This window comes from Nocardioides sp. (genome assembly GCF_036274455.1).
Classification (GTDB): Bacteria; Actinomycetota; Actinomycetes; order Propionibacteriales; family Nocardioidaceae; genus Nocardioides.
In genome coordinates this window covers 18,749-33,929 of sequence record NZ_DASUFR010000146.1, presented here as the reverse complement: position 1 = coordinate 33,929, position 15,181 = coordinate 18,749, and the positions used below count along the sequence as shown (strand labels likewise).

12 protein-coding genes are annotated in these 15,181 nt (G+C 74.3%); 8 read left to right on the top strand and 4 right to left on the bottom strand.

Annotated features, from left to right (window positions below; all coding sequences use genetic code 11):
* Positions 1–5: 5 nt before the first annotated feature.
* A complete protein-coding gene (locus tag VFV89_RS14280; protein ID WP_329706618.1) occupies positions 6–830 on the bottom strand; it encodes a MarR family winged helix-turn-helix transcriptional regulator in 825 nt (274 codons plus the stop codon).
* Positions 831–949: 119 nt separating this feature from the next.
* Here VFV89_RS14280 and VFV89_RS14275 point away from each other — a divergent pair, with 119 nt between their 5' ends.
* Together VFV89_RS14275 and VFV89_RS14270 are read left to right on the top strand one after the other, a co-directional pair.
* On the top strand, positions 950–2,236 hold the full coding sequence (locus VFV89_RS14275; RefSeq protein WP_329706617.1) for an alpha/beta fold hydrolase: 1,287 nt from the start codon (positions 950–952) through the stop codon (positions 2,234–2,236).
* Positions 2,237–2,248: 12 nt separating this feature from the next.
* Positions 2,249–2,893: a class I SAM-dependent methyltransferase gene (locus VFV89_RS14270; RefSeq protein WP_329706616.1), complete on the top strand. Its 645-nt coding sequence runs from the start codon at positions 2,249–2,251 to the stop codon at positions 2,891–2,893.
* Between the two features lie 12 nt (positions 2,894–2,905).
* Here VFV89_RS14270 and VFV89_RS14265 read toward each other — a convergent pair whose 3' ends face one another.
* On the bottom strand, positions 2,906–5,995 hold the full coding sequence (locus tag VFV89_RS14265; protein WP_329706615.1) for an ATP-binding protein: 3,090 nt from the start codon (positions 5,993–5,995) through the stop codon (positions 2,906–2,908).
* A gap of 164 nt (positions 5,996–6,159) precedes the next feature.
* On the opposite strand from VFV89_RS14265, the gene VFV89_RS14260 reads away from it, so the two are divergent.
* The 6 genes from VFV89_RS14260 to VFV89_RS14235 all read left to right on the top strand — a co-directional run bounded on the left by VFV89_RS14260 (position 6,160) and on the right by VFV89_RS14235 (position 13,356).
* Positions 6,160–6,624: a MaoC family dehydratase gene (locus VFV89_RS14260; protein ID WP_329706614.1), complete on the top strand. Its 465-nt coding sequence runs from the start codon at positions 6,160–6,162 to the stop codon at positions 6,622–6,624.
* Positions 6,625–6,635: 11 nt separating this feature from the next.
* Positions 6,636–7,208 carry an OsmC family protein gene (locus VFV89_RS14255; RefSeq protein WP_329706613.1) on the top strand — a complete coding sequence of 191 codons (573 nt, stop codon included), beginning with the start codon at positions 6,636–6,638 and terminating at the stop codon, positions 7,206–7,208.
* A 77-nt stretch (positions 7,209–7,285) separates the two neighbouring features.
* Positions 7,286–8,575: an NAD(P)-binding domain-containing protein gene (locus VFV89_RS14250; RefSeq protein ID WP_329706612.1), complete on the top strand. Its 1,290-nt coding sequence runs from the start codon at positions 7,286–7,288 to the stop codon at positions 8,573–8,575.
* Entirely contained in the window at positions 8,572–9,741 is a 1,170-nt protein-coding gene (locus VFV89_RS14245; RefSeq protein WP_329706611.1) for an NAD(P)/FAD-dependent oxidoreductase, read from the top strand. The genes VFV89_RS14250 and VFV89_RS14245 overlap by 4 nt, the downstream gene beginning before the upstream one ends.
* Positions 9,742–9,805: 64 nt before the next feature.
* Positions 9,806–12,934, top strand: coding sequence for an ATP-binding protein (locus tag VFV89_RS14240; RefSeq protein ID WP_329706610.1), 3,129 nt, complete (start codon positions 9,806–9,808; stop codon positions 12,932–12,934).
* A gap of 257 nt (positions 12,935–13,191) precedes the next feature.
* Positions 13,192–13,356, top strand: coding sequence for a hypothetical protein (locus VFV89_RS14235; protein WP_329706609.1), 165 nt, complete (start codon positions 13,192–13,194; stop codon positions 13,354–13,356).
* On the opposite strand, the gene VFV89_RS14230 is transcribed toward VFV89_RS14235, so the two are convergent.
* Positions 13,337–14,623, bottom strand: a complete 1,287-nt coding sequence (locus VFV89_RS14230) for an NAD(P)/FAD-dependent oxidoreductase (protein WP_329706608.1) — start codon at positions 14,621–14,623, stop codon at positions 13,337–13,339. The genes VFV89_RS14235 and VFV89_RS14230 overlap by 20 nt on opposite strands.
* On the bottom strand, positions 14,620–15,114 hold the full coding sequence (locus VFV89_RS14225) for a PaaI family thioesterase (RefSeq protein WP_329706607.1): 495 nt from the start codon (positions 15,112–15,114) through the stop codon (positions 14,620–14,622). The genes VFV89_RS14230 and VFV89_RS14225 overlap by 4 nt, the downstream gene beginning before the upstream one ends.
* Positions 15,115–15,181 lie beyond the last annotated feature (67 nt).

Below are 15,181 nucleotides of genomic sequence, written 5' to 3'. Positions count from 1 at the left end.
CGGGGCTAGAGATCCGCGGCAGCGACCGCCGCGGACAGCGGCTCGAGCGCGGCGACCAGCTCGTCGAGCTCGGCCGGGCTCAACGCGTCGTACGCCGGCGCCGCGAGCTCGTCGGTGAGCGCCTCGATGCTCCGCTTCCGCTCGCGGCCCGCGTCGGTGAACCCGCCCTCGGCGGTCACCAGCCCACGCTCACGCAGGCCGTCCACGACCGCGGCGAGCTGCGCCCTGGGCAGGTGCGAGACCCGGCCGAACTCCTCGGCCGGCATGTCGAGGGAGAGCGCGAGGAGGACGTGCGCCTCGGTGCGCCCGATCCCGTGCGCGGCCAACGCCACGTTGTGGCCGTCCCCGCGGTGCTCACGGAGCAGGGTCGTCGCGTGCCACAACCTGGCCACCGGCTCCTCGGGCACCGGCACCGCCCGGAGCCCGGCGTAGAGCACCCGGCCCTCGGTCGGTGCGCTGGTGCCGGCCCGGAGCGCGAGCTCGGCGGCACGCTCGACAAGGAGGGAGTCGGCGAGCTCGCCCAGGCCGTGCCGCACCGCCCGGGCGCTGCCCTGCTCCCGGACCGCGAGCGCCTTCTCCGGCGTCATCAGCGACCAGACGTAAGGGATGTGGCGTGCCACCTCACCCGGGGCGAAGTTGTAGAAGACCGCGTCCACGACCTCGGCCGGGGCCTGGCCCAGGGGCGCCGCCCGGCCGGCGAAGTAGCCGTCCCAGTAGTTGCGGCAGCCGAGGGCGAGGAACTCGTCGTTGCAGATCCCGGAGAACGTGGCCGTCGCCATCGGCTCGATGAGCTCGAACATCCGGCGGACCTGCGGCTGAGGGTGCGACATGGCGGCTGTCTCCCTGTGGTCGTGACGGCGCCCGGTAGGTGCCCGTTCACCACCTCCACGAACGGGCCGGCCCGGATCCGACACTGCTGCCCGATTCTTCGCTGCGCAAGAATCGATCCGTGCCGACCACGCGGATCCCCGGCTTCGTGCTCACCGACCACGTCGTCGAGGTGCCCCTCGACCACTCCGCACCCGACGACGGGCGCACGATCGAGGTCTTCGCCCGGGAGGTGGTCGCCGCCGGACCCGACCGACCCGAACGCCCCGAGCTCCCGTGGCTGGTGTTCCTCCAGGGCGGGCCGGGCGGGAAGTCGCCGCGGCCCGGCGACGGCGTCGGCGACGGCTGGCTCCGGCAGGCGACCCAGACCCACCGGGTGCTGCTGCTCGACCAGCGCGGCACCGGCCGGAGCACGCCGCTGACCCGGCGCACGGTTGCCGGCTGGTCGGACGCCGAGATCGCGGCGTACCTCCGGCAGATGCGCGCCGACAGCATCGTGCGGGACTGCGAGGTGCTGCGCGAGCGGGTGGCCGGCGGTCGGCCCTGGGAGACGCTGGGCCAGAGCTACGGCGGGTGGGTCACGATGACCTACCTGTCGCTGGCGCCGGAGGGGCTCGAGGCCTGCTACGTCACCGGTGGCCTGCCCGGCCTGACCGCCACCGCCGACGACGTCTACGCGCGGACCTACCCGAGGGTGGCGGCCAAGAACGCCGAGTTCTACGCGCGCCACCCCGGTGACGCGCAGGTGGTGCGCCGGATCGCCAACCACCTCGACGCGCACGTGGTCGAGCTGCCCGACGGCGACCGGCTGACGACGCGGAGGCTGAGGCGGCTCGGCAGCGAGTTCGGGATGAGCTACGGCTTCGAGCGGGTGCACTGGCTGCTCGACGAGGCGTTCCACGGCCACGAGCTGGCGGACGTCTTCCTCCACGGGGTGCAGGCGCTCACCGGGCACATCGAGGGGCCGCTGTTCCCGCTCCAGGAGTTCCTCTACGGCCAGCCCGGCTCGGGTGCCAGTGCCTGGGCCGCCGAGCGCGCCATGCAGCAGCACCCGGAGTTCGAGGAGCACCGCGACCCGCTGCTGTTCACCGGCGAGATGTTCTACCCCTGGATGTTCGAGGAGGTCCGGGCGCTCCGGCCGTTCCGTGGGGCGGCCGAGCTGCTGGCGGCCTACGACGACTGGGGGCCGATCTACGACCTCGACGTGCTGGCCGCCAACGAGGTGCCGGTGCTCGCCGCGGTCTACCACGACGACATGTACGTCGACGCCGGGCTGCAGCTCGAGACCGCCCGCCTCGTCGGCAATGTGCGGGCCTGGGTCACCAACGAGTTCGAGCACGACGGCCTGCGCGCCGACGGGGCCCGGGTGCTCGGCCGGCTGATGGACATGCGCGCCGGCCGGGTGTGAGACGCTGCGCCGATGGATCCCGACGCCGAGTCGATCGGCGACTGGCTGCAGCAGGACCCGAGCGACCCCGGAGCGGTCGCCGACCGCTACGACGCGTGGGCGCAGAGCTACGACGACGACCTGGCCGCGTGGTCCTACCAGGCTCCGGCCCGGGTCGTGGCGACCGTGCTCACCCGGCACCCCGCGGCGGACTCCGTCCTCGACGTCGGGTGCGGCACCGGGCTGGTCGGCCGGGCACTTCGCGAGCGCGGGTTCACCGGCCGGATCCACGGGCTGGACATCTCGCAGGCGTCGCTCGAGGTCGCCCGCGAGAGCGGGGCCTACGACGCGCTCGAGGTCGCTGACCTGCAGCAGCCACTCGCTCTGGCCGACGACAGCGTCGACGCCGTCGTCTGCGTGGGGGTGATGACCTACCTCCCGGACGTCGAGGCGGTGTGGCGGCAGTTCGCCAGGGTGGCCCGGCCGCAGGGCATCGTCGTCGTCACCCAGCGCGAGGACCTGTGGCCCGCCCGGGACTGCCAGGCCGTGGTCGACCGCCTGCACGCCGAAGGTGTGTGGACGCCGCTGGAGGTCGCCGGCCCGGCGCCGTACCTCCCGGAGGGCTATGGAGGGACGCCGGCGGTCGGTTGCTACTACCTGACCGCGATCGTCAGCTGACCCGCGGCTCGCTCACCCGACGGCGGGGACCGTCGCGACGGCGCCGAGCCCGGCCAGGGTCGCGACGCCCTCGTCGACCAGCCCGGGGTCGCCGGACGTCGCCTGCACGACGGCACACTCGTAGCGCTCGCCGAGCCGTTGCCACGCGGCGACCGCCTCGGTGACCGGTCCGCCGAGCGTGGGCGCCCACGGCCCCGGCGGGTCGGCAGGAGCGCCGACCGGGACCCCCGCGCGGCGGAGGTATGCCGTGAGCTCGGCCGCGACCACCGCGAACCCGGCCTCCGCCGCCCGCCGCAGGGCCCGGACGGTCGCGGGGCGAGCGTCCGCCAGGGTGCCGTCCAGCCAGCCGAGCTCGGCCCCCGCGACCTCCAGCACACCGGCCACGTACGCGCTCTGCGTCCGACGCGGGTCGGACCACGCCTCGGCCAGCACCTCACCGGCCCGCGGGTCCGCGCGACGGGCGAGCAGCCTGGCCAGGATGCTGCGGGCGAGCGGGGCCATGACGCCGGGTTCTCCCGGGGTGGCCAGCATCTGCGCGAGCTCGTCCACGGCCGAGTCCCAGAGTCCTCCCGACGCCCGCGCCGCCGCCCGGGTGAGGCGCAGGCGGTACTGGCCGGAGAAGAACTCGCACTCGTCGGCCAGCGTCAGTCCTCGCGCGACCAGTGCCTCGACGTCGCCCAACCGTCCGATCCGGAACGCCGAGCCGGCGGCGTTGACCAGGCAGCGCACCTGCGTTTCGAGGCGGGGGTCGACGGCCGCGAGCTCCACCGCGCGATCGAGGTCCTCCAGACCTGACAGGTCGCCACGGGCCACCCGCGCCTCGCCCAGGTAGCACATCGAGCGGGCCGCCAGGTCGGTCCGGTCGAGGTCGGTCGCGATCGCCAGCGCCTCGAGCGCCGCGGTCTCCGACTCCGCCGACGGCTGGGCGACGACGGACACCGACGGCAGGTTGCTGTTGGCCCTGGCCAGCTCGGTGAGCGCGTCGCCCAGGCGGGGCACGTCCCCCTCCCGCCGCGACAGGTCCACCGCGCGCTGCGCGGCGTCCCGCGCCGCCTCCGGCCCGCGCGCGAACATCGAAGCTCGCGCCAGCACGGGCAGCGCGTCCATCAGCACCGTCCGGTCGCCGGTACGGTCGGCGAGCCGTACGGCCTCCTCCGCTCCGGAGAAGGCCGCGTCGAACCGGTTCACCAGGTAGGACGAGTAGCTGCGCTGCAGCCAGAGCCGTGCGGCGACGTCGTCGGGCACGAGCTGGGAGTCGAGCACGAGCTTGAGGATCTCCGCGCACTGGCGGTGCGCCCCCTGCCGCGCGGCCTCGGCGGCTGCGTCCGGTCCGATCTCGACCAGCTCGGGGTAGCGCCGGCCCAGGGCGGCGTGGTGCACCAGGCGCGCCTTCGACACGTCCGGCTCCGCCCAGAGGACGTCCAGGACCTCGCGGTGTGCCGCCACCCGCTCGGTGCCGGTGAGCGAGGACTCGACCGCCCGGCGGGCGAGCTCGTGGCGGAAGGAGACCCAGTCGGGATCCCCGACCAGCTCACCGGACCGCTCCGCCTCGACCATGGCGTCGGGGCCGCTCGCGAGCGCGTCCGCGAGCCAGCGCTCGCAGCGGCCGGGCACCACGCTCAACCGGCGTAGCAGCGCCCGCACCGCCGGGTCCAGCGCCGCGATCCGGCCGAGCACCGCGTCCCGCACGGTGGTGGGGACAGTGCCCGCGCCGGCGGCGACGGCCTCGGTCACGAAGAAGGCGTTGCCGCCGGTGATGCGGTGCATCTCGGCGGCCTCGGCCTCGGGGTAGCCGCTGAGCTCGCGCACCGCGGATACGGACAGTGGCGTCAGGGGCAGCCGGACCACGTGGTCGCCGAGCAGCTGCCCGAGGAGCTGGGTCAGCGGGTGGTCCGGAGCCAGCCCGTTCGAGCGGAACGTCGTCAGCAGCACCACGGGAACCGTCGTCACCCGACGGGCCAGGTAGCGCATCGCGTCGAGGGTGGCGTCGTCCGCCCAGTGCAGGTCCTCGATCACCGCGATCGTCGGACGGCGCCCGAGGAAGCCCAGGAGTGCAGGAAGCACCTGCGGCAGCTCGGCTGTCGTCATCAGCTCCTGCAGGTCGCCACCGGCGTCGCCGGACGCGGACACCATGTCCTGGAAGGGGCCGAGGCTTCGCGGCGCGACCAGGTCGTCACAGCTGCCGAGGAGCGCCGTCACCACGTCGGGGCCGTCGCCGGCGACGGCCGCGAGCACTCCGGCGACCAGTGCCGACTTGCCCACGCCGGCGTCGCCGGAGACGAGGACGACGCTGCCCCGGCCACGACGCGCCGCCGAGACACACCGGTCCAGCACGGCGAGCTCGTCGTCGCGCTCGAGCAGCGCCGGCCCCGGCCGGGCCGCGGTGGACGGCAGGTCGTCCGCGTCGTCGTCGAGCGCGAGCAGGGCCTCTCGCAGCGCCTGCGCCTCGGCCGGTGGTTCGACCTGCAGCTCGTCGGCAAGGACCCGCTCCATCGCGGCGTACGCGCGCAGCCCGCCCCCACGGTCCCGACGCTGCAGGGCCGACCGCAGCAGCCCCAGGTGAGCCGCCTCGTTGACCGGATCGAGCCGCAGCACCCCCGCCCACAACCCCGCGGCTGCGAGCAGCTCGAGCACCAGCGCACGCTGCCGGGCGCGATGCTCGTCCACCCAGTCCTCGAGGACCTCCGGAAGGAGGACTGCCGGTCGGTCCCTCACCAGCTCCGCACAGGCGGCCGCGTCCGGAGGGTCTGCCTGCAGCGCCCGGTGGGCGGCTGCCTCGAAGTCGGCCACGTCGACCCGGACCCGGTGGCCACCGGCGAGCGCGAGGGCGTCCTGGCGGACCTCGAGCGCACCCGGCGCGGACGACAACGCCCTGCGCGCGTAGTGCGCCGCCTTGTGCAGCCGGGGGAGCGCGCGGTCGGTCGGGACGTCGGGCCACAGCGCGTCGACGACCCGCTCCCGGTGCAGCCGGGCGCCCGGCGTCAGCGCGAGGAGCGCCACGAGCTCGGCGGACTTCCGGCGGTGCCAGACAGCCTCGTCCAGCTCGACGCCGTCCACCGCGACGGAGAAGCCGTCGAGGAGCCGGACGTCGATCTCCGCCATTGCCGCATGCTAGGGCGCAAGAGCTCGCTCGAGTGCTCGGCGGCGAGCTCCGCCGGCTGGAGACATCCCCGCGCGGCGTTCCTTCCGCGGCCTTCCCTCGCCATGGCTGCCCGTCGAGGCCGGGGGGAAGGTTCGGGGAAGGTGCCGTCTCGATGCTTCCGGCCATGGACAGCACCGAGCTCGGCGCCTCCGCCCGGAGGACCCGGACCGTGACGGAGCGCGACATCGCGCTCTTCACCGAGATCACCGGCGACCGCAACCCGATCCACTACGACTCCGAGCTCGCTGCGGCCAGCCGCTTCGGCTCGATCGTCGTCCAGGGCGGGGTCACCTCCGGGCTGATGAACGCGCTGGTCGCCGAGCAGCTGCCCGGACCGGGCAGCGTCTTCCTCGAGGTGGCCTGGCGGTTCCTGGCCCCGGTGCGTCCCGGTGACGTGATCACCGCCGAGGCGCTCGTCACCTCGGTCCGCTCGGACAAGCCGGTCACGACCCTGGCCACCCGGGTCGTCAACCAGGCCGGCACCACGGTTCTCGACGGCACCGCCGTCGTGTGGCGGGACCCGGTCGTGGCCGCCGCCAGCAACGGTGCGCAGCACCACCACTCCAGCCGGGACCTCCGGCACCACTGAAAGGAACCTCAATGAGCATCACCACCGAGAACCCCCGCACCAACGGTGTGGACGTCGCGACGCTGTTCGCGACTCTCGACGCGGTCAAGGGCCAGCCCGAGATCGCGAAGTTCCAGTTCCGCGCCACCAACGAGTGGCTCGGCGGGACGCACAGCCGCTCGCGCTACTCCGGCTTCTACGGAGCCATGCAGGAGATGGAGCACAAGCACGTCACCGAGGTCGAGTCGGACCACCCGGCCGTCCTCGTCGGACAGGACGAGGCGCCGACCCCGGTCGAGTACCTGCTGCACGGCATCGCGGCCTGCCTGACCGCGGGGATCGCCAACGTGGCGGCCGCCCGCGGCGTCGAGCTCACCAAGGTCAGCTCGACGGTCGAGGGCGACATCGACCTCCTCGGGATCCTCGGGCTCTCCGGCGGCAGCGTCCGCAACGGCTACCAGGGCATCAAGGTGACCTTCCACGTCGAGGGCGATGCGGACGACGCGACGCTGCGCGCGATCGTCGAGCAGTCGCGCCGCCGGTCGGCCGTCTACGACGCCCTGACCCAGCCCACGCCCGTCTCCATCGAGGTGACGACCGGCTGACCGCCGGCTCGTCACCCAGGTCCGGGCCGACCTCCACCAACCCCGCGGGGGCCGGCCCGGACACGGAAGGAATCGTCATGACCACCCTGCACACCATCGACACCGTCGTCGTCGGAGCCGGCCACGCCGGTCTCGCCGTGAGCCGGCTGCTCACCGAGGCCGGACGCGAGCACGTCGTGCTCGACCGTGGCCGGGTGGGAGACCGCTGGCGCACCGCGCGCTGGGACTCGCTCCACCTGCTCAGCCCCAACTGGCTCAACCGGCTCCCGGGCTGGCGCACGCCGGACAACCCTGACGGCTTCATGTCCTCCGGTGAGTTCGTCGACCTGCTCGAGCGCTACGCCGCCTCCTTCGACGCACCCGTCCTGACCGGAACGACCGTGATGTCTCTGACCACGGCATCCACGGGCGGGTACGACGTGCGCACCGACCACGCCACCTGGCGAGCGAGGTCGGTCGTGGTGGCCACCGGCCCCCACGGCGTACCTGTCGTGCCGGCCGCGATCCGGAATCCCGACGCGCGGGTGGTCACCAGCGACCGGTACCGCAACCCGGACCGGCTCGCCGCGGGCGGCGTCCTCGTCGTGGGCGCCTCGGCGTCCGGTGTGCAGATCGCCGACGAGCTCGCCCGGGCCGGCCGTGACGTCGTGCTCGCCGTCGGGCGGCACACGCGCGTGCCCCGCCGCTACCGGGGGATGGACCTCTTCTGGTGGCTCGAGGCGACCGGCCGGCTCGCGCGCACCATCGACCGGGTGCCGGACCCCGTCGCGGCTCGCCGGGACCCGTCCCTGCAGCTGGTCGGTCGCTCGCGCCCCGACGAGGTCGCGAGCGAGGTCGACCTGGCGGCGCTCCAGCGCATCGGCGTCCGGCTGACCGGCCGGCTCGAGAGCCTGGAGGGCCGGAAGGCGCGGTTCGGGGGCCGGCTCGCCGCCGACGCGGCGGACGCCGACCGGAGCATGTCCAGGCTGCTCGACTCGATCGACCGCTACGTCGACTGCGCCGGCCTGACCCGCGAGGTCCTCGCACCCGTCCGCCCCAACGCCGTCATCGCCGACCCGGGCCCCTCGCGGCTCGACCTGCGCGCGGAGCGGATCCGCACGGTCGTGCTGGCCACCGGCTTCCGCCCGGACAACGGTTGGGTCCAGCTGCCGATCACCGACGCCGACGGGACCATCCGGCAGACCCGAGGCGTGACCGACGCCCCCGGTGTCTACGTGGTCGGGCAGCGGTTCCAGCACCGGCGCGACTCCGGCTTCATCGGCGGAGCCCGTCATGACGCCCAGGCGGTCGTGCACCACCTGACCGACGGCGTCGTACCGATGCCCCAGCACGGACACACCGCCCTGACCGGGGAGGAGCCGGCATGAACGACTACGACGCCGTCATCGTCGGTGGCCGGGTCGCGGGGGCGTCGACGGCAGTGCTGCTGGCCCGGGCCGGCCTGCGGGTGGCCGTGGTGGAGCGCTCGCGCCTCGGCACGGACACCGTCTCCACCCACGCGCTGATGCGGGCCGGCGTCCTGCAGCTCTCCCGGTGGGGCCTGCTCCCGGAGCTGGTCGCCGCCGGGACCCCGGCGATCCGTCAGACGGCCTTCCACTACGCCGACGGCGCGGACGCGCACGTCACGCTCCGGGCGACGCGAGGCGTCGACGCGCTCTACGCGCCACGACGACGTCTCCTGGACCGGGTGCTGGTCGAGGCGGCTGCGGCCGCCGGGGCAGACGTGCTGCACGAGACGCCCGTGGTGGGCCTGCGCCGCGACGACGGCGGCCGGGTCCTCGGCGTCCGCGTCCGGGCCGCTGACCGGCGCGAGGTCGCTATCGGTGCCGCTCTCACCGTCGGTGCGGACGGGCTCGGCTCCCTCGTCGCCCGCGAGGCCGGCGCCGAGCTCCTCAGCAGGGGCCGGGCGGCCAGCGCGGTCCTCTACCGCTACGTCGACCGGGTGCCGTCGTCGGGCTACGTCTGGGCCTACGGCACGGCGGCAGCGGCGGGGCTGATCCCGACCGACGAGGACCAGACGTGCGTGTTCGTCTCGACCACGCCGGCCCGGATGAGAGCGTTGCGCCGCGACGGCGCGGAGGCCGCCTTCCACAGCCTGCTCGACGCGGTCCCCGCCGCACTCTCCGGCGCGGTCCGGGCCGGAAGATCCGCGGGCCGGCTGCACGGCTGGCACGGCGCGCCGGGCCAGGTCCGGCGTTCCTGTGGTCCGGGGTGGGCTCTCGTCGGCGACGCCGGCTACTACAAGGACCCGATCACCACCCACGGGATCACCGACGCACTCCGCGACGCCGAGCTGCTGTCCGACGCGGTCCTCGAGGGGCTCGGCGGAGGGTCGCCGGTGGTCGCGCTGGCCCGCTACGAGGCCACCCGCGACCGGCTGTCGAGGGCGTTGTACGACGTCACGGAGTCCGTCGCCCGCTACGACTGGGACGGGGACCAGATCCGGGCGCTGCTGCGCCGGGTGAGCTCGGCCATGAGCGACGAGCTGGACCACCTGGATGCCCGGCCGGCCCGTCGCCCAGAGCGTGTCTGACATGAGCGTTGGTAGCCTGCCCGGCACCACACGGGGGTCCAGCAGGCAGCCCAGAGGTGCCGTGATGAGCGTCCAGGTCAGGCTTCTCGGCGGCTTCGGCGTGAGCGTGGACGGCGCACCCGTCGAGGTGGACGCGTGGGGGCGTCGACAGGCGGCGCAGCTCGTGCAGCTCCTCGCGCTCGCCCGCGACCGGCGGATGCACCGCGAACAGGTGGTCGACGCCCTCTGGCGGGGACTGGCCTGGGATGCCGCCGCCCCACGGCTGCACAAGGCGGCCCACTACGCCCGGCGGGCGCTGGGCGACGCGGACGCGGTCGTCCTGCGCCACGAGCTCGTGGCGCTGTTCCCGGGTCGCGACGACGTCGTGGTGGACGTCCACGAGTTCGCCCGGACCGCCCAGCTGGCGCTGCGGAGCGGTGACGCGACGCGGGCCACGGATGCGCTGGAGTGGTACGCCGGGCCGTTGCTCCCGGCGGACCCGTACGCGTCGTGGGCCGAGGAGCCGCGCCGGACCGCCCGGGAGCAGCACCTGCAGCTGCTCCGGCTGGTGGGCCGCTGGGACGACGTCCTCGCCGAGGACCCCTCCGACGAGGACGCTCACCTGGCCCTGGCCCGGAGGCGTGCCGAGACCCGCGACGTCCGCGGTGCCCTGGTCCAGCTCGAACGGCTGGAGCAGGCGCTGCGCCGGGAGCTCGGTGCAGCCCCCGGCCCCGAGGCGGTCCGGCTGCGCGAGGAGCTGGAGCAGCGCGCCGCCATCGAGAGGGGATCGCCCGCGGTCAGTGCCTCCTCGGACGGCGCAGCCGCCCGGCTCTTCGGACGGCGCACCGTGGGCGACCAGATCCGCGCCATCCTCGCCGAGGCCGAGACCGGGCGGGGGATCACCGTGCTGGTCGCGGGCCCGACCGGGGTGGGGAAGTCGGCGGTCCTCGACCTGGCCGGCTCACTGGCTCGCCGCAAGGGCTGGAAGGTGGCGCGCGGGGCGGCGTCGTCGGTGGAGGGGCCGTGGCCCTACTCGCCGGTGCTCGAAGCCCTGTGCACGCTCGCCCGCCGCCACCCCGCGCTGCTCGACGGCCTGGGTGACAGCTACCGGATGGAGATCGAGCAGGCCATGACCGGACAGGAGCTCGGATGGAGCGGTGAGAACAGCCACCAGAAGCTGTTCGTCGCCGCCGCCGAGCTGCTGCGGGTGGCGGCCGCGGGCTCGGGGCTGGTGCTGATGGTCGACGACGTCCACGACGCCGACGAGGCGTCGTTGCGCCTCCTGCACTACCTCTCCCGGTTCGTCGTCGACGAGAGGATCGTCCTGGTGCTCGCCCATCGCGAGCCGGCGCCGGTGCACCTCGAGGAGGTCACCGCCAGCATGGCGTCGCGTGGTGCCGGACGGCTCATCGAGCTCGACCCTCTGGATCCGGGAGCCTCGCAGCGGCTGCTCGTGGACAGGTTCCCGGACCTGGACCCGGACGCCGCCGAGGAGATCGCGCAGACGGCCGGGGGGCTGCCGTTCCTGATGATCGAGATGGCGCGCGCTCGGGTGAGCGGGTCCGGTTCGGTCTCGGCGATGCTCCCGCCCGACGCGATGCGGACCTTCCAGCGGGTCGCCCTGCTCGGCCAGGGCTTCAGCACCGACGAGCTCCTTGCGATAGGCGACGGCTCTGAGGACGAGGTCTACGGTCACCTCGAGCTCGCGCTCGCCGCCCTGGTGGTCGTGCCCGCCGAGAGCGGCTTCCGGTTCCGGCACCCGCTGGTCCGGGACGGACTGGTGCGCGAGGTCCCGCCGCACGAGCTCGCTCGTGGCCACCAGCGCGTGGCCGAGGCGCTGGCCCGGCTCGATCGCCCGCCCGGCCAGGTCGCCCACCACTACCTCGCCGCGGGGCTCGGCTCGCGCGCGGTCCCCTACGCCGTCCGGGCCGTGGAGACCGCCGGCGCGCTGGGCGCCTACCGAGACGCGCTGACCCTCGTCGACGGCGTACGCGACCACGCCGGGCCCGACCACCTGCCGGGTCTCCTGGCGAGGCGCGGCGATCTCCTCATGGCCTTGGGGGAGCCGGGCGCGGTGGAGGCCTACACCGAGGCGGCTCGGGTCACCACGGGCACCCGGCACCGGCTGGTCCGCGCCCGCCTGGCCAGGGCCGCGGCGGTCGAGGGAGACCTGGAGGTCGCCCGCTCGGCGCTGGCCGGCCTGGAGCTCGAGGGCGACGAGGCCGACGCGTCGCTGCTGCTCGGCCAGGGCATGGTGGCCTACTTCAGCGGCGACATGGACACCGCCCGCGAGGTCGCGACCGAGGCCCGTCAACGGCTCCGCGGGATCGACGACCCGTGGCAGGTGGTCGACCTCGTCGGGCTGCACGGCCTGTTGGCCCACCAGCGCGGCGAGTGGTTCCCCGAGTTCCGCACCGAGCTGCGCCGGACGCACGGCCAGGAGCGACTGGCGGGCGCGCTGTTCGACGCCCACCTGTGCGTGGCGGAGAACCTGCTCTACGGCCGCGAGCCGTATCCCGAGATCATCGCCGAGGCCGAGCAGCTCCGGCAGCGCGCGAGCGCCGCCGGTGCGCTGCGTGGCGTCGCCTTCGCCTCCGCGCTGATCGGTGAGGCGGCGATGATGATGGGCGACCTGGCCCGCGCGGAGGAGGAGCTCGAGGAGGCCATCGCCCTCAACGCCGACCTCGAGGCCATCGGAGGCCAGGCCCACGGCATGCAGAGGCTCGCCGAGGTGCGGCTGGCCCAGGGCCGCCCCGACGAGGCCCGGAAGCTGCTCGACGAGGCGCTGCTGCTGGCGCGCTGGTCGCCGATGGGCATGCACCTGCTCCAACGCATCTTCGGGACCCTGATCACCTCGGCTCCCGACCCGAGGGCGGCCCGGCTGATGGTCGACCGGGCCGAGGCCACGCTGGGCGAGCCGGACCGGTGCTGGTTCTGCACCGTGATGCTCGCGGTGCCCGCCGCGACCGCATGTGCCCGCGTCGGCGACCTGGCCGACGCCCACCGGTTCCTCGCGGCCGCGGAACGATCGGTGTCGCTCTGGGGAGTCAGCTCGTGGCAGGCCGCGGTGCTGGAGGCACGGGCGACGGTCGCGCTGGCCGAGGGCGATGCCGAGGGCTACCACCGGCTGAGCACGGAGGCGGCCGACGCCTACGCCGCGGTGGGACACGACCAGGACGCCGCCCGCTGCCTGGCCGCGGCCGCGGCCGGCTGACTCACCGCGGCGGCAGAGCTCGCGTCCTTCGGCGTCGAGGGCGAGACCGACATCTTCAACACCGACCTCGGCCGGGGCGTGCTGCAGGTGTCCGGTCCCGACGAGCTGGCGGACCGCACCGGTGAGGCGATGCTCGCGATCAACGCGCCGTCGGCCGGAATCTGGACGACCGTGACGAGCGCCGCGCACGACGACGAGGAGCTCAGCGGCGAACACGTCTCGGGTTCGTTGCCGAGAAGGGCTGGTTCCGCTCCGATGTGGCATTCGACGACCTGGTCGAGGCGTTCTGCATCATCACCTGCGGCGAGACCTATGTCCGCTTCGGCCTCCAGGACGGCAGGTCCGGGGACGACGACAAGGCGTTCGTGAGCCGCACCGTCCGCGAGACGATTCTCGTGCCCACTAGCTCGCTGACCCCATGAGCGGGGAGTGGTGAGGCCGTTGGTTCAGGTCGAGGTGAACGAGCAGGGGTGGTCGTCCGGCGCCGGTCAACCAGCTCGCAGCGATGCGGCTCCGGTTTCCGGGGATGGCGGCGAGGTGGTAGCCGCGGGCGGCGACGCGGGCCGCTGGTCCGGTGAGGGGGAGGCCGAGTGGCCGGGCCACCGCCTGCCAGCCACCGAGGTCGGCGGCCAGGCCGAGGTCGTGGTGGCGGTAAGGGCGCGCCGTACCGCGGCCGAGCGACTCCAGCACCGCGTCGGCGACCGTCCTGCCCTGACGCATCGCGTGCTGCGCGGTCTGCGCGGTGTCGTGTCCGGGGCGGGTGAGGTCCGCGACCGCGGCGAGATCACCCAGGGCGAAGACGCCGGGCGCCCCGGCCACCGCGAGCCGCTCGTCCACCCTGACGCGCCCGCGCTCGAGGGGGAGTCCGAGGCGATGCACCAGGGGGTTCGGCGTCACGCCGCCGCACCACACGACGGTGCGGCTCGGGATCCAGCGACCGTCGCTTGTCCTGACCCCGGCCTGTGCCACCTCGGCCACGGTGGTGCGGAGCCTCACGTCCACGCCCCGGCGCCGGAGCACCGCCAGAGCCCGGCCGCCGAGGTCGCGACCCAGCTCGGGCAGGACTCGGGAGGTCGCGTCCACGAGGACCCAGCGCGGCCTCAGCGGGGGGTCGGACCGGTGGTGGCGCGCGAACGCCTGAGTCAACCGGTGGAGGAAGGCCACCAGCTCGGTGCCCGCGAAGCCCGCACCGATGACGACGAACGTCGTTCGCTCGGCCCGCACCTGCGGGTCGTCGGTCGCCATCGCAAGCTCGAGCTGCTGGAGTACGTGGTCGCGGAGGAAGGCGGCTTCGGCCGTCGTCTTGAACCCCACTGCGTGCTCTGTCAGGCCCGGGATCGTCACTGGGCTGGAGACGCTGCCCGCGGCCAGGACGAGACGATCCCAGGCCAGCACGCTGCGGCTGCCTTCGGGGTCGGTCACCCACGCCCGCCGGCCCGGGAGGTCGAGGTCGTCGACGTTGCCGAGGACCAGCCGGGAGCGGAGCCGGCCGGTCAGCGGGACCGTGACCGCCCGGGGGTCCAGGAGCCCGCCCGCCACCTCGGGGAGGAGGGGCGTGTACAGGAGGTGGTCCCGCGGCGTCACGACGGTGATGTCGGCCTCGTCGAGCGAGAGCCGGCTCTCCAGACGGCGAACGGCGTGGAAGCCGCCGAAGCCGCACCCGACGACGAGGACGTGCGGGCGCGTCATGGTCGGCGCACCAGGCACGTGGAGCTCGCGAGTGCGATGAGTCGTCCGTCGGCGTCCTCGACGCGGGCCGACGCGACCATCGTGGTCCTGCCCTGGTGGTCGACCTCGCCCGTGCAGACGAGCGGTCCGCCGCTGAGCACGGCCGGGCGCAGGAACCTGATGCTGAGCTCGGCAGTCACGTATCCGACCGCCGGCGGGAGCAGGGAGTGCACGGCGCAGCCCATCGCCGTGTCCACGACCGCCGCCAGCACGCCGCCGTGCACGATGCCGAACGGGTTCAGGTGGTACTCGTCGGGGTCGAGCCGGAAGCTCACCCGTCCGGGGTTGGCCTCGACCGGCTCGAGGCCGAGGGTCCGCACCGCCGGCGGGAGCGGCAGCTCGCCGGTGCCGATGGCTCGCAGGACGTCGAGCCCGTCCCGGTCCAGGCCCGCAAGCGCCGTGGGGGCGGGGTCGTCCCACTCATAGGTGCGCTGACGCGTGTCGGTCGACATGTGTACCTCCTGCGTTGGGGCGCCGGTCGTCGACGCCGGTGTGTGCGGACGCCCAGCCGAAGAGGCA

Excerpts from the sequence above, each read along its gene's own strand:
- VFV89_RS14225 (WP_329706607.1), bottom strand. The coding sequence starts at position 15,114 with ATGTCGACCGACACGCGTCAGCGCACCTATGAGTGGGACGACCCCGCC.
- VFV89_RS14280 (WP_329706618.1), bottom strand. The coding sequence starts at position 830 with ATGTCGCACCCTCAGCCGCAGGTCCGCCGGATGTTCGAGCTCATCGAG.
- VFV89_RS14245 (WP_329706611.1), top strand. The coding sequence starts at position 8,572 with ATGAACGACTACGACGCCGTCATCGTCGGTGGCCGGGTCGCGGGGGCG.
- VFV89_RS14250 (WP_329706612.1), top strand. The coding sequence starts at position 7,286 with ATGACCACCCTGCACACCATCGACACCGTCGTCGTCGGAGCCGGCCAC.
- VFV89_RS14260 (WP_329706614.1), top strand. The coding sequence starts at position 6,160 with ATGGACAGCACCGAGCTCGGCGCCTCCGCCCGGAGGACCCGGACCGTG.
- VFV89_RS14230 (WP_329706608.1), bottom strand. The coding sequence starts at position 14,623 with ATGACGCGCCCGCACGTCCTCGTCGTCGGGTGCGGCTTCGGCGGCTTC.
- VFV89_RS14240 (WP_329706610.1), top strand. The coding sequence starts at position 9,806 with ATGAGCGTCCAGGTCAGGCTTCTCGGCGGCTTCGGCGTGAGCGTGGAC.
- VFV89_RS14255 (WP_329706613.1), top strand. The coding sequence starts at position 6,636 with ATGAGCATCACCACCGAGAACCCCCGCACCAACGGTGTGGACGTCGCG.
- VFV89_RS14270 (WP_329706616.1), top strand. The coding sequence starts at position 2,249 with ATGGATCCCGACGCCGAGTCGATCGGCGACTGGCTGCAGCAGGACCCG.
- VFV89_RS14265 (WP_329706615.1), bottom strand. The coding sequence starts at position 5,995 with ATGGCGGAGATCGACGTCCGGCTCCTCGACGGCTTCTCCGTCGCGGTG.